A 14,831-nucleotide genomic window follows, 5' to 3' on the forward strand; every position below is an offset into this window, starting at 1 on the left:
CAGTAGTCTGCCATGCGGCCTCCCGGGACCCGATCACCCTCTGGTTGGGGATTCGCTCGCCGATATCCCTCTGAAGTCCTACTGCAGTTCAGCGGAGTCGCACCCACACGAGTCGGACGGCGGCTCCGAACACGCACGCGATCCTATCCCCGGCGTGGCAGGGGCGCGTTACTGGGGGCGAAGCGCACGCCCGTGACCAGGGTGATCGGAAGTGACTGGATGGAAATCGTTTCTGCATCTTGCTGAAACATCTTGCGGACAGTACGGTCCTGGCATTGCTGACGCCGTCTCAAGGGAGGGCCCGCGTGGCCACCAGGTCCCACCGCATCAGATCCAAGCCCGACAGACCCAGGCTCGGCAGATCCAGGCTCGGCAGTTTCGTGACGACAGCCGCGCTGCTCGCACCGGCGTTCGCTGCGGTCGCGCCGCTCCCGGCAGCCGCCGCCCAGCCTCTGACCGCCACCACGGCGACGACCACCGCCACGGCGTCGACCACCACCACGACCGCCGCCGCCACCACCACCCTGGCGAAGCCCCTGGTCGCCGCCCCCTCCGACAAGTCGCTCGCCGCCGCCCCGGACCGGCACGACCTCACCAGGGAGCAGTACTACTTCGTCCTCCCCGACCGCTTCGCCAACGGGGACACCGGCAACGACACCGGCGGCATCACCGGCAGCCGGATGGACAACGGCCTGGACCCCACCGACTCGGGCTTCTACCACGGCGGCGACCTCAAGGGCCTGATCGGCAAGCTCGACTACATCAAGAAGCTGGGCACCACCGCGATCTGGATGGCGCCGATCTTCAAGAACATGCCGGTGCAGGGCACCGGCAGCAACGCCTCGGCCGGCTACCACGGCTACTGGATCACCGACTTCACCCAGGTCGACCCGCACTTCGGCACCAATGCGCAGCTCAAGGAGCTGATCCAGAAGGCCCATGCGATGGGCATGAAGGTCTTCTTCGACGTCATCACCAATCACACCGCCGATGTCATCGACTATGCCGAGAAGACCTACGACTACCGCTCCACCGGCGCCTACCCGACCCTGGACGCCGGCGGCCGACCGGTCGACACCACGGCCATGGCCGACGCCAACGCGCTGAACGGCACCTCGCTCTACCCCAAGCTCACCACCAGCTCCTTCCCCTACACCCCGATCTTCAACTCGCCGGCCAACTCCAGCGCCAAGTCGCCGTCCTGGCTGAACGATCCGACGCTCTACCACAACCGGGGCAACTCGACCTTCACCGGCGAGTCCGGGACCGAAGGGGACTTCTCCGGCCTCGACGATCTCGACACCCAGAACCCCAAGGTCGTCAAGGGGATGGAGCAGATCTACGAGGACTGGGTCAGGAACACCGGTGTCGACGGCTTCCGCATCGACACCGTCAAGAATGTCGACATGGCCTTCTGGGAGCAGTGGGCGCCCACGCTGAAGGCGTACGCCGCCGCCCGGGGCAACAAGAACTTCTTCATGTTCGGCGAGGTCTACGACAGCGACACCTCGACCACCTCGTCCTATGTCACCCAGGGCAAGCTGCAGGCGACCCTGGACTTCCCGTTCCAGTCGGCCGCGCAGACCTATGCCGCCGACGGCGGCTCGGCCAAGGCGCTCTCGGCCGTGTACGGGAACGACTACAAGTACACGACCGCCGACACCAACGCCTATGAGCTGCCGACCTTCCTCGGCAACCACGACATGGGCCGGGTCGGCTACTTCATCCAGTCGGCGAACCCCGGCGACAGCAACGCCCAACTGCTGAAGAAGGACCAGCTGGCGCAGCAGCTCCAGTTCCTGACCCGGGGCCAGCCGGTCGTCTACTACGGCGACGAGCAGGGCTTCACCGGCTCCGGCGGGGACAAGGCCGCGCGGCAGGACATGTTCGCCTCGCAGACCGCGTCCTACAACACGGGCACGGTCATCGGCGGTACCTCGGGCTCCGCCGACCGCTACAGCACCAGTACGCCGCTGTACTCGACCATCTCCACCCTCGCCGCGCTGCGCAAGGCCAACCCGGCGCTGGAGAACGGCGCCCAGGTCGAGCGCTACGCCGCGGACGGGCCCGGGGTCTACGCCTTCTCCAGGATCGACGAGAAGCAGCAGGTCGAGTACCTGGTGGCGGTGAACAACGCGACCACCGCGCAGAGCGTCAGCGTCCCCACCTACTCGGCAGGGATGACCTTCGACCCGATCTACGGCGGCGCCGTCGACGCGGCCACCACCGGCGGCGACAGCAAGCTGGCGATCACCGTGCCGGCCCAGTCGGCCGTGGTCTACCAGGCGACCGAGCGACTTGCCGCGCCGACCGTCGCACCCTCGGTCACCCTCACCGCCCCTGCGGCGGGCTCCACCAGGACCGTCACCGTCGCCGCGACCGTGCCGGGCACCGGCTTCGACCGGGTGACCTTCGCCGCCGCTGTGGGCGACGGCAAGTGGCAGACCCTGGGCACCGCCGACCACGCCCCGTACCAGGTCACCGAGAACCTGGCGAACGTCGCCAACGGCACCACGGTCCGCTACAAGGCCGTGGTCGAGGACAGCGCCGGCCGTCTCGCCGACGCCACCGGGTCGACCACCGTGGGCACCGTCCCGCCGGTGGCCAAGCCCACGGCCACCTCGCGCACCTATGCGGTGGTGCACTACCACCGCGCGGACGGGGACTACAGCAACTGGAACCTCTACGCCTGGGGGGACATCGCCGACGGCGAGAGCACCACCTGGCCCGCGGGGCACCCCTTCATCGGCCGTGACGCCTTCGGCGCCTTCGCCTACGTCAAGCTGAAGGCAGGGGCCTCCAACGTCGGCTTCATCGTGGAGGACAACGGCACCAAGGACGGTGCCGCCGACCGCTCGATCGACCTGTCGTCGACCGGCGAGGTGTGGGTGAACTCCGGCGACACCACCACCTACACCACCGACCCCGGCGCGACCTCGACCGTCCCGGCCGGCACCGCGGTCATCCACTACCACCGCACCGACGGGAACTACACCGGCTGGGGCCTGCACGACTGGACCGGTGCGGCCACGCCCACCGACTGGAGCAACCCGCTGAGCCCGTCCGGCACCGACGCCTTCGGGGACGTCTTCACCGTGCCGCTGGCCTCCGGGGCGACCGTGCTCGACTACATCATCCACAACGGCGACACCAAGGACCTGCCGGACAACCAGGAGCTCAACTTCGCGGTCGACGGCCGCGAGGTCTGGATCACCGACAGCACCCCCGGCTACATCCTGCCGCAGTCCACGGCCTCCGCCGCGGATCTGGACCTGAGCCGGTCCAAGGCCCAGTGGATCGACGGCACCACCGTCGCCGTCCCCGCCTCCTGGGGCTTCGGCCAGAACCTGGCGGCAGGCGCGTCCGCAGAGATGGTCTACTGCGACTCCTCGGGGGGCGACCCCCGCACCCCCGGATGCCTTACCGGCGCGCTGGCGGTCAAGGACGGCGACCTGACCGATCCGGGCTACTGGCTCCGGCTGCTGCCGGTCAGCACCGGGCTGACGGCGGCCCAACTGGCCGCCCACCCCGAGCTGAAGCGCTATGCCGCCTTCACCGTGGACCCGCGCGACACCGGGCGGATCACGACGGCTCTGCGCGGACAGCTGATCATGACCGAGCGCGAGGCCAACGGCGCACTGCTGGCGGCCACCGGGGTGCAGATCCCCGGCGTGCTGGACGCGGTCTACGCGACCAAGGCGGTCGACGCCACCCTCGGCCCGGTCGTCACGCACACCTCGGCCAAGCTCTCGGTCTGGGCCCCCACCGCCCAGTCGGTCAGCCTGGAGCTCTACGACAGCCCCAGCGCCGCCACCGGCCGCACCGTCGCCATGCGACGCGACGACCGCACCGGCATCTGGTCGGCGACCGGACCCGCTTCGTGGAAGGGCAAGTACTACCTCTACCAGGTCAAGGTCTGGGCCCCCAGCGTGCAGAAGATCGTGACCAACCAGGTCACCGACCCCTACTCGCTGGCCCTCTCCGCGGATTCCGAGCGGAGCGAGATCGTGGACCTCGACGACTCGTCAACGGCCCCGTCCGGCTGGTCCGGTGACACCTCGCCCAAGGCGCTGACCTCCACCCAGCAGGAGATCCAGGAGCTGCACGTCAGCGACTTCTCCTCGGCCGACACCACTGTCCCGGCCGCCGACCGCGGCACCTACCTGGCCTTCAACGACCTGAACTCGGACGGCATGAAGCACCTCGCCGCCCTCGCCAGGTCCGGGGTCACCACCGTCCACCTGCTGCCCACCTTCGACTTCTCCTCCGTCCCCGAGAGCAAGTCCGAGCAGTCCACCCCGGCCTGCGACCTGGCCTCCTACGCCCCCGACTCGCAGTCGCAGCAGGCCTGCGTCAGCGCGAGCGCCGCCACCGACGACTACAACTGGGGTTACGATCCCTACCACTTCACCGTCCCCGAGGGCTCCTACGCCACCGACGCCGACGGCACCGCCCGCACCGTGCAGTTCCGGCAGATGGTCGCCGCACTGCACAGGATCGGGCTGCGGGTGGTCATGGACGTGGTCTACAACCACACCGCCGCCTCCGGCGAGGCCGCGACCTCGGTGCTGGACCGGATCGTCCCCGGCTACTACCAGCGGCTCTCCGCGACCGGCGCGGTGACCACCGACAGCTGCTGCGCGGACACCGCGCCCGAGCACACCATGATGAACAAGCTGGTCGTGGACTCCACCAGGACCTGGGCCGACGAGTACCACGTCGACGGCTTCCGGTTCGACCTGATGGGCCTGGACCCCAAGCAGACCATGCTGGACGTCCGGTCCTCGCTCAAGAAGACCGGCCGCTCCGAGTTCCTCTACGGCGAGGGCTGGAACTTCGGCGTCGTCGCCAACGACGCCCGCTTCGTCCAGGCCACCCAGGCCAATATGGCCGGCACCGGCATCGCCACCTTCAACGACCGCCAGCGCGACGCGGTCCGCGGCGGCGGCCCGTTCGACACCGACCCGCGGATCCAGGGCTTCGCCTCCGGCCTCTACACCGATCCCAACGGAGCTGCCGCCAACGGCACGGCCGCCCAGCAGAAGGCGAACCTGCTGCACGCCATGGACCAGCTCAAGGTCGGCCTGACCGGCGACCTGGCCTCGTACTCCTTCACCGACAGCGGCGGAAGGACGGTCAAGGGCTCGGAGGTCGACTACAACGGCTCGCCGACCGGATACACCGACGCCCCGGGCGAGGCCGTCACCTATGTGGACGCCCACGACAACCTGGACCTCTACGACGCGCTGACCTACAAGCTGCCGGCCGGGACCTCGATGGCGGACCGGGCCCGGATGCAGTCGCTGGCGCTGGCCACCACCGCCCTGTCCCAGGGCCCCGGCTTCGCCGTCGCCGGCAGCGACCTGCTCCGCTCCAAGTCGCTGGACGCCAACTCCTACGACAGCGGCGACTGGTTCAACGCGATCCACTGGAACTGCGGCCAGGGCAACGGCTTCGGCCACGGCCTGCCGCTCGCGGCCTCCAACCAGGCCTCCTGGACCTTCGCCCAGCCGCTGCTGGCGCGGACGGACCTGGTCCCGGGCTGTGCGGCCGAGCAGTCGGCGTCCGCCCAGTACCAGCAGTTCCTGCAGATCAAGAAGTCCACCCCGCTGTTCTCGCTGACCACCGCGGCCGAGGTGCAGCAGCGGCTCAGCTACCCGCTGTCGGGCACCCCGGGGGAGACCCCGGGTGTGATCACGCTCCACCTCGACGGCAGCGGCCTGCACACCTACACGTCCGTCACGGTCGTCTTCAACGCGACCCCGACCACCCAGAAGCAGACCCTCAGCACCCTGGCCGGCACCGCCCAGCAGCTCCACCCGGCCCAGGCCGACGGTTCGGACGCCGTGGTCAGGACGTCCGCCTTCGACCCCGCCACGGGCACCTTCACCATCCCCGCGAGGACCGTGGCGGTCTTCGTCCAGCAGTAGCGGTCATGCAGTGACCGCGCGTCAGAAGCCCGGCCCCGGATCGCCATTGATCCGGGGCCGGGCTCCGTCAGGTGCGGTGCGCGGCTCAGATGCTGCTGGAGGTCGTCGCCGGGGTCAGGTCGTAGACGGTGGTGCCGTCCACGGTGGTGGCCTTGTAGTGGGCCTTCACCCAGGCGGTGATCTGGGAGGCGGCGTCGGTCGTGGCGCCGCTGCCGCCCTGACCGCCGGTGGAGGCGGCGATGAAGTAGTGGATCTTCCCTTCCTTGGCGTACTGCTCGAACTGGGCCAGGGTCGGCGAGTTGTCGGTCCCGTTGAAGCCGCCGATCGCCATCACCGGGTCCTGGGTGGCCAGTTGGTAGCTGGCGGCGTTCTGGGAGCCGACGGTCGCGGCGGCCCAGGTGTAGTCGGAGGCGTTCTTCTCCAGCAGGGCCGTCATCGCGGAGCCGACGGTGGTTCCGTTGATCAGACCGCCCCCGCCCCCGCCCCCGCCCATCGAGCCGCGTTCCGTGCCGGACGGTGCGGTGCCGGTCCTCGTACCGGTGCCGCCGGGGACGGTGCTGCTGCCACCGGTACTGCCGCCGGGCATGCCGGCCGCCCGCGAGGTACTGCCGCCCGGAGCGCCGGTGCCGGTACCGGTCCCACCGCCGGTGCCGGTCGGGGGCGTTCCGCCGCCACCCGTACCGCCGCCGCCGAAACCGCCGGTCTTGCCGCCGCCGGGCATTCCGCCGCCCATGCCGCCCATCCCGGTGGCCGGTCCGGCCGACGGGATGGAACCGGTATGACCGGTGGACACGGTGTCCGCCGCGTACGCGGCCTGACCTGCGGTGATCGAGATCAGCGCGGCCAGCCCGGCGGCCACCATCAGCCGCTTGATGCCTACCGCGGCCGGTACGAAGGCGTTCCCCAGGAACAGCGCCGCCGCTGCCAGCCCCAGCACCAGCACCAGCCAGCGCACCGCGGGGACGAAGTCCGCGCTGCGGTTCAGCAGCACGAAGGCCCAGATCGCCGAGACCGCGATGGCCGCCGCGCCGACCGAGGCCGTGCCCGGACGCCTGCGTCCGCGCCGGACGGCCTCGGCGCCCATGCCGACCAGGGCGGCGATGGAGGGGGCCAGCGCCACGGTGTAGTAGGCGTGGAAGATGCCGCTCATATAGCTGAAGGTGAGGGCGGTGAAGAGGAACGAGCCGCCCCAGAGCAGGAACGCGGCCCGCGCGGTGTCCGCGCGCGCGGCCCTGCGGGTGGCCCAGACGCCGAGCGCCAGCAGGATCAGCGCCGCCGGGATCAGCCAGGAGATCTGGCCGCCGATCTCGGAGCCGAACAGTCGGGTGATGCCGGTCGCGCCCCACTGGCCGGTGGAGCCGCCGGTGCCGCCCACGCTGCCGGTCTCATTGCCCGTCAGCCGGCCGAAGCCGTTGTAGCCGAACGTCAGTGACAGGAACGAGTTGTCGGTGGAGCCGCCGATGTAGGGGCGGTTCGCCGCGGGCACCAGCTGCACGATCGCGACCCACCAGCCGCCGGCCAGCAGCATCGCCAGGGTGCCCCAGCCCAGTTGGCCGATCCGCCTGAGCAGCTTGTGCGGGCCGAAGGCCAGGTAGACGCCGGCGAAGGCCGGCAGTACCAGGAAGGCCTGCAGGGTCTTGGTCAGGAAGGCGAAGCCGATCAGCGCGCCGGTCAGTACCAGCCAGCGGGTACGGCCGTCCTCGTGGGCCCGCAGCATCGCGTAGGTGGCGACCGTGAGCAGCAGCGCCAGCAGCGCGTCCGGGTTGTTGAAGCGGAACATCAGCACGGCGACCGGGGTCAGCGCCAGTACCGCGCCGGCGACCAGCCCGGCCATGGCGCTGAAGCGGCGGCGCACCGCCGCGTAGACGGTGCCGACAGTGGCCACGCCCATCAGCGCCTGCGGGACCAGGATCGACCAGGAGCTCAGACCGAAGACCCGCACCGACAGGCCCATCACCCATAGCGCCGCGGGCGGTTTGTCGACGGTGATGGAGTTGCCCGCGTCCGAGGAGCCGAAGAAGAACGCCTCCCAGTTCTTCGACCCGGCCTGCGCCGCCGCCGAGTAGAAGGAGTTGGCGTAGCCGGAGGAGCTGAGGTTCCACAGGTAGAGCACGGCGGTGGCCAGCAGCAGTCCGAGCAGCGCCGGGCGCACCCAGCGGGCGTCCTCGGCCCGACCGCGCCAGACCCGGCCGGGCAGGGTGCGGACCCGTTCGCCCAGCGGCAGCCGGGGTTGGGGCGGCGGCGGATCCCAGGCCGGGAAGAGCGGTTCCGGGGTGGTCCGGCTGTGGGACCGGGGTACGGGCGGCTGCTCCGGGAGCGGTGCTGTCGTCTCGGGTGCGTGGACGGTCATGCGGAGTTCCTCTGCTCGCTGTTGCTGTGCTCGCTGCTGCTGTCGGCGCTGTGCTTGCGGAAGACCCAGGTGCGCAGCAGGACGAAGCGCACCAGGGTGGCGGCGAGGTTCGCCGCCACGAGTACGGCCAGCTCCGTCGCGTGGCCCGGGTCGGGGGAGAGGGCGTGCAGCAGTGCGAGCGAGCCGCTGGTGAGCACCAGGCTCAGCAGGAAGACCACCAGGCCCTGGGCCTGGTGCCGGCCCGCGCCGGCGCCGCTGACGCCGAAGGTGTGCCGCCGGTTGGCCGCGGTGTTGGCGATCGCGCTGAGCAACAGTGCGGTGAAGTTGGCGGGTTGAGCACCCATCAGGGTTCCGGCCAGGCCGAACAGCACCAGGTACAGCAGGGTGCTGGCGGCGCCGATCACACCGAAGCGCAGCAGCTGCCCGCCCAGCCCGTGCGGGACACCCGGGAGTTCCGGCTGCTCGGGCTCGGGCCGGCGCAGTTCGGCGAGCGAGATGGAGCCGGTGGCCAGACCGCGGCCGACCCGCCAGCAGCCCTTGAGGTCGGCGGTGGCGGTGGCCACGATGTCCACGCTGCTGTCGGGGTCGTCGACCCAGTCGACCGGCACCTCGTGGATCCGGAGCCCGGCGCGCTCGGCGAGCACCAGCAGTTCGGTGTCGAAGAACCAGCCGGTGTCCTCCACCATCGGCAGCAGCCGCTCGGCCACGTCCGCGCGGATCGCCTTGAACCCGCACTGGGCGTCACTGAAGCGCACCGACAGGGTCCGCCGCAGGATCTGGTTGTAGGCACGGGAGATGAACTCGCGCTTGGGCCCGCGCACCACCTGTGAGCCGCGGGCCAGCCGGGAGCCGATGGCGACGTCGGAGTGGCCCGAGATCAGTGGGGCGACCAGCGGCAGCAGTGCGCTGAGGTCGGTGGAGAGGTCGACGTCCATGTAGGCGAGCACTGGCGCGTCGGACGAGGCCCAGACGCTGTTCAGGGCCCGGCCCCGGCCCTTGAGCGGCAGCGTGCGGACGCAGACGGCGGGCAGCTCGCGGGCGAGCCGCGCGGCCACCGCCGGGGTCGAGTCGGTGCTGGCGTTGTCCGCGACGGTGATCCGGAAGCCGTACGGGAACGCCTGGTCGAGGTAGGCGTGCAGCCGGTGCACGCTGGGGGCGAGGTCGCGTTCCTCGTTGTACACGGGGACCACGACGTCGAGCATGGGTGTTTCCAGCTCGGCGGGCAGTGGGTCGCGGCGCGGCAGTGGCCGTGCCGCGACCCGCTGGGCCGGTGTCGAGGGTGCTGCGACGGTTGCGGACATGGGGCAACCGTCGCGGCCGGGTGTGAGAGACCGCTGAGCCGGTGTTGAGATCGGCCTTCAGATCACCGGCCGGTCACGGCCCGATGATGAGGAGTTCACTCAGCCGATCCGCCGCCGGAGCCGGTCTCTCCCTCACCGGAACCCCCGCCAGGGCCGCCGGCCGAACCGCCCGGGGTGCCCGCGCCGGCCATCGCCGCCAGTTCCAGGTCGACCAGCCGCTGGTGCTCCTCGGCGTCCTCGCGCGCCTTCCTGGGACTCCAGCGCCCCGCCATCACGAACAGGAAGGGCAGGAACAGCACCTGTCCGGCCAGGCAGACGAACCACCAGGTGCGCCAGTTGCCCGGGTTGTCCTTGGCGGCCTTCTGCACCGTGGTCCCGTACTGCTGCAGCACCGCGAGCTGGGGCTGGGCCTTCTGCACCGTCTGCAGCCCGGGCAGGCCGACCTGCTGCACCGCCTGGGCCTGCAGGGCCGGCGGGATCGCCGTCGGGGGGTACTTCGACAGCTCGGCGAACAGCTGCGGATGGGCATTCACGATGGCCAGCGCGGGACCGGCCTGCGCCTCCGCGGTCGCCACCGCGGCGCCGTGCTCCACCAGCGGGGTCGCCGAGGTCACCACCACAGGGATGAACGCGGTGGACACCGCGACCACGATCCGGATGATCCAGCCCCAGACCGCCAGGCCGGTCGCGGTCGCGGCCGGGTTGTGCTTCTCCACGGTCTCGGTGAAGCTCGCCATCCACGGCGCGTAGGTGAGGCCGCCGAGCACGCCGATGCCGACGAACATCCAGGCGAAGGTGTAGTACCCCGTCTTGGCGTGGGTCGCGCTGAGGGCGAAGAGCAGCGTCACCACGATCGAGCCGACGGCGCCCACCAGCATGAACGGTTTGCGTACCTTCAGCCGGTCGGAGGCCAGTCCGGCCACCACCAGGGCGATGGCGTTCGCTGCCCAGTACCAGTTGGCCAGCGCGTTCACCCGCTGCTCGGAGTAGCCGAAGACGGTGGAGAAGAAGACCACGAAGTTGCCGACGGCGGCGAAGTACAGCAACAGGAAGATGCTGATGGCGACGGCCGAGCCGACCACGTCCAGGCGCATCATCCGGCGCCAGTGGCTGCGCGACTGCACCTCGCCGAGGTCCATCCCCTTGGCGCGGGCCTCGATCAGGGCCCGGTCGCGCAGGCTCACCATGATCTGGTCGCGCAGCCGCGGCGACAGCTCGCGCAGCGCGACCAGCGACACCAGGAAGACGATCAGCGTGGCGATGCCGGCATAGCGCAGCTCGTCCTGCCAGCTGGAGGAGTTCAGGGTGTTGCTGGTGACCGTGGTGACCACCAGGCTGCCCAGCACCGGGCCCATGGTCCAGTAGCCCATCGCCGTGGCGCGGCCCAGCTGAGGGGAGAAGTCCCTTATCAGGGCCGGTGTCGCCACCAGCACGATGCCTTCGACGAAGCCGACCAGGGCGAACAGGATCAGATAGGAGAGCTGACCGGAGGCGTTCGGCAGCCCGAACAGCACCAGCAGCCCGGTGACCAGCAGCCCGTACACCACCATGTTGGCCCGGCCCCAGCGGTCGGCCAGACCCGCGATCAGCGAGGCGAAGGCGCCGACGAGGTTGCCGACCACGGAGACCCAGATGAAGTAGCGGTAGGTCATGTGGAAGTGGTTGATGATCGAGGTCGCCACCGCGTACTGGATGTACAGGGAGTAGTACAGAACGATCGTGGTCAGCACCACGATGGCGAGATAGGCGTAGCGGCGGCCGGTGTCGGGGTAGTGGGCCAGGTCGCGCTGCCACAGCCGGGCGACAGGGGTGGGAGCCGGTCCGGAGACGGGCGCGTCTGCGGTGGAGGGGGTGGTGGTCATGCTGCTCCTCGGGGCACCGGTGCGTACGGGATGCGGACGGACGGGACGGCGCGCGGTCGCGTCGGGGCGCACGCCCACAAGGGCACGCGCCTCAGCGGCGAGGGCGTGAACGGAGGGTAGTACCGACTGGTCGGTACGGACCAGATGCGTGCATGCACCAGTTGCGGCGAAGGCGGCCCCGGGGAGCGGGGCCGCCTTCGTCATTCCTCTCGGAGCGACGTGCGGGGTGACGTGCGGAGTGCCTTCCGGAGTTGCTGGTGAGGCGTCAGATCTGCTTCCTGGGCACCGTTACCGGCAGCACCTGGCGGTTGAAGGTGGTGCTGACCACCCCGGCGAAGGAGGTGTACCAGGCGATCACACCGGTCACCAGGCCCAGCCATCCGCCGGCCTTGGTGATGTCGGTGTTCTTTGCGAAGTCGCCGATCGCCAGCACCACGAAGGTGATGGTCAGGAAGACGAACACGGCGAGCACCGCGTGGTTCACCCGTAGTGCGGCGACGGTCATGTAGAGCGTGAAGATGCCCCAGACCAGCAGGAACAGCCCGGTGGCGTTGTGCAGTTCGGATGAGGTGGCGGTGACCGGCACGACCTCCTTGACCAGGAAGTAGTACGCCAGCCAGAACGCCCCGAACGAGCTGAAGGCCGTTGCGCCGAAGGTGTTGCCCCTGCGGAACTCCCACATGCCGGCGAGGAGCTGGGCGAGGCCGCCGTAGACCAGGGCGAGTGGCAGCACCACGGCCTCGACGGACTTGTCGAGGAGTCCGGCGTTGAAGACGCTGAGTACGACGGTGGTCATGGCGAACCCGGCCAGGCCCAGTGGGGCGGGGTCGGCGATCGCGGATGCGGTTGCGGGAGGCGGAGTTGCCCGTCCTGACTGCGGATCGACTTCGGACATGACGATGTGCCCCTTCCGACAAAGAAGCTGACACCATCCATTATGTGGCGGCTCAACAGCTTGAGCACCAGGTAGGAACGGGATAAGAGTTGTCATGTATGCGAACAATGGGAACGCTCCCGCTTCACCCGGAGTTCTCCGTCCGGGAGCAGGGACGGGCAACACCGGGGAGGGTCCGGGGATGGACGCCGCAGAGATCATCGGCCGACTGGCCCACAGGGACGGACGGAACGACCCCTATCCGCTGTACACGCTCGCGCACGGGCTGGGACCGGTGTCGCCGGTGGCCGAGGGATGGGTGCTGGCCTGCGGTTACGACTCCGTCAACCGGGTGCTGCGCAATCCGGCCTTCGGCGTCGACGACAACGACCTGCGCCGGTCCCGCTTCGGCGACGTGCCGATGCCGGACTCGCTGGAGCTGCTGGGCCGCTCCATGCTGCAGAGCAATCCACCGTTGCACACCCGGATGCGCGCGCCCGTCGCGTCCGTCTTCACGCCCCGGCGCGTCGCCGCGCTGGAGCCGGTCGTGGCCGGGATCGTGGAGCGGCTGCTGGACCGGATCGGCGGGCTGAGCGCCGGCTTGGACGCCGGTGACGGCCGGGGCGTCGACTTCATCGAGGAGTTCGCCTACCAACTGCCGGTCAGCGTGATCTGCGAGCTGCTGGGCGTGCCCGAGGACGACCGCGGCCCGTTCCGGTCGCTGGTCCACGACCTCACCCAGGTGTTCGAGTTCATGAGCAGCGAGACCGACCTGACGGCGGCGGACGCCGCCGCCCGCGAGCTGCGCGGCTACTTCGCGACCCTGGCCGAGCTGCGCCGCGCCGCGCCAGGGGACGACCTGGTCACCGCCCTGGTCCAGTTGGTCGACGCCGAGGACGCCCGGCTGGACGCGGCCGAACTGCTCGGCAACCTGGTGCTGCTGCTGGTCGCGGGCTTCGAGACGACCACCAACCTGCTGGGAAACGGCCTGGCGCTGCTCTTCGAGCACCCCGCGGTCCGTGCCGCCCTGATCCGGCAGGCGCTTCCGGTCGGCGACTTCGTCGAGGAGGTGCTGCGCTTCGACTCCCCGGTCCAGCTCACCTCCAGGGTCGCGCTCTTCCGCGGCCTGGACGTCGACGGCGTGCCGCTGCCCCAGCACGGCGAGGTCATCCTGATGCTGGGCGCCGCCAACCGCGATCCGGCCCGCTTCCACGACCCGGACCGCTTCGACCCCTGGCGGGCCGACAACCAGCCGCTGAGCTTCGGCGCCGGGATGCACTACTGCCTGGGCGCGATGCTGGCCCGCCTGGAGGCCAGGACCGCCTTCGCCGCGCTGCTGCGGCGCTACCCCGCGATCGACGCGGCCAAGGGTGCGGAGCCGGTACGGCAGGACCGGCTGCTGCTGCGCGGGTACGCGAGCCTGCCGGTAGTTCTCGGCTGAGGTCCGACCCTGGCTGCGGCTTGTGCCTGGCCGGTCGCGCAGTTCCCCGCGCCCCTATGTGGGTGCAACTGAATCGCTGTGGGCAAGTTGCATCTACCTAGGGGCGCGGGGAACTGCGCGACCAGCCGTCTACGGTCCGCAGCCGAAGACCCCTGCCTTACCCCAGCGCCGCGTACCCACGGGCGACGGCGTCAGCCAACCCGCTTGCCGGGTACGGCCACCCACCCTCCGCCAACGCGGCCTCAAGGGGTACCCCACCGCGGTGCAACGCGGAGATGCGCTCGGCCAGCAGGCCGAGCGCATCGCGCTGGGCCCGGACGAACGCCGCACCCACCGGCGCCCCGTGGCCGGGGACGACGACCGTGTCCGGGGTGGTCCGGGTCAGCAGGGTGTCCAGGGTGCCGGCCCAGTCGAGCGGGTGGCTGTCCGGGCCGAGCGCGGGCGGCCCCGACTCCTCGACCAGGTCCCCGGCCAGCAGTACATCCGCGTCGGGGACCAGCACGACCAGGTCGCCGTCGGTGTGGCCGCGGCCGGGGTGGAACAGCTCGACGGTGCGGTCGCCCAGGTCCAGGCTGCTGCTGCGGTCCACCAGCCGCTCCGGGACCACCCGGGGCGGCAGTTCGTACCCTGCCCGGGTCCAGTCCGGGTCGGTCTCCCCGGCGCGGAGCGCGGCGGCCATCGCGCGGTGGCCCCACAGCTCGGCGGGCGGCAGCTGCCGCGGCGCGACGAACTCGGCGTTGCCGCCGACGTGGTCGAAGTGGACATGGGTGTTGACGACCCAGCGCACCGGCGCGGGGGAGAGCTGCCGCAGGTGCTCGCGCAGCTCCGCGGCCTCGGCCAGGTCGGTGCGGGTGTCCACCACCGCCAGCCCGTCGGCGCCGGCGATGACGGCTACCGTGACGTCGTAGGGGTCGTAGCGGCGCTGGAAGACGCGGTCGGCGACCTCGCGCCAGGTGGAGTCCGGCATGCGGTGATCATGCCAGCCCCCGGCGGCCCCGCGCACGCGGTTTGCGCGACGCGCGTCCGGGCTGGTGGGCGGGCGGCCCCCGGGGACGGCGATACTGGACCACGTC

General features: G+C 70.5%; 7 protein-coding genes. 2 read left to right on the forward strand and 5 right to left on the reverse strand.

Features of this window, described 5'->3' with window-relative positions:
• The first annotated feature begins 380 nt into the window (after window positions 1-380).
• Window positions 381-5,930, forward strand: coding sequence for a pullulanase-type alpha-1,6-glucosidase (pulA, locus tag TR46_RS22300; RefSeq protein ID WP_236655436.1), 5,550 nt, complete (start codon window positions 381-383; stop codon window positions 5,928-5,930).
• 85 nt (window positions 5,931-6,015) lie between these two features.
• Here pulA and TR46_RS22305 read toward each other — a convergent pair whose 3' ends face one another.
• The 4 genes from TR46_RS22305 to TR46_RS22320 all read right to left on the reverse strand — a co-directional run bounded on the left by TR46_RS22305 (window position 6,016) and on the right by TR46_RS22320 (window position 12,338).
• The gene (locus TR46_RS22305) at window positions 6,016-8,280 is read right to left on the reverse strand and encodes a glycosyltransferase family 39 protein (RefSeq protein WP_052433004.1); all 2,265 of its coding nucleotides are present in this window, start codon (window positions 8,278-8,280) and stop codon (window positions 6,016-6,018) included.
• Window positions 8,277-9,581, reverse strand: coding sequence for a bifunctional glycosyltransferase family 2/GtrA family protein (locus TR46_RS22310; protein WP_042404108.1), 1,305 nt, complete (start codon window positions 9,579-9,581; stop codon window positions 8,277-8,279). Before TR46_RS22310 ends, TR46_RS22305 begins: the two co-directional genes overlap by 4 nt.
• Window positions 9,582-9,676: 95 nt before the next feature.
• A complete protein-coding gene (locus tag TR46_RS22315; protein ID WP_042404109.1) occupies window positions 9,677-11,443 on the reverse strand; it encodes an MFS transporter in 1,767 nt (588 codons plus the stop codon).
• Between the two features lie 265 nt (window positions 11,444-11,708).
• Complete coding sequence (locus TR46_RS22320) at window positions 11,709-12,338, reverse strand: acetate uptake transporter (protein WP_042404111.1); 630 nt, start codon at window positions 12,336-12,338, stop codon at window positions 11,709-11,711.
• A gap of 181 nt (window positions 12,339-12,519) precedes the next feature.
• Between TR46_RS22320 and TR46_RS22325 the strand changes: the two genes are divergently transcribed.
• The gene (locus TR46_RS22325) at window positions 12,520-13,758 is read left to right on the forward strand and encodes a cytochrome P450 (RefSeq protein ID WP_042404115.1); all 1,239 of its coding nucleotides are present in this window, start codon (window positions 12,520-12,522) and stop codon (window positions 13,756-13,758) included.
• A 157-nt stretch (window positions 13,759-13,915) separates the two neighbouring features.
• Here TR46_RS22325 and TR46_RS22330 read toward each other — a convergent pair whose 3' ends face one another.
• Window positions 13,916-14,725, reverse strand: coding sequence for an MBL fold metallo-hydrolase (locus TR46_RS22330; RefSeq protein ID WP_042404118.1), 810 nt, complete (start codon window positions 14,723-14,725; stop codon window positions 13,916-13,918).
• Window positions 14,726-14,831: the final 106 nt, after the last annotated feature.

Source organism: Streptacidiphilus carbonis (assembly GCF_000787775.1).
GTDB classification, from domain to species: Bacteria; Actinomycetota; Actinomycetes; order Streptomycetales; family Streptomycetaceae; genus Streptacidiphilus; species Streptacidiphilus carbonis.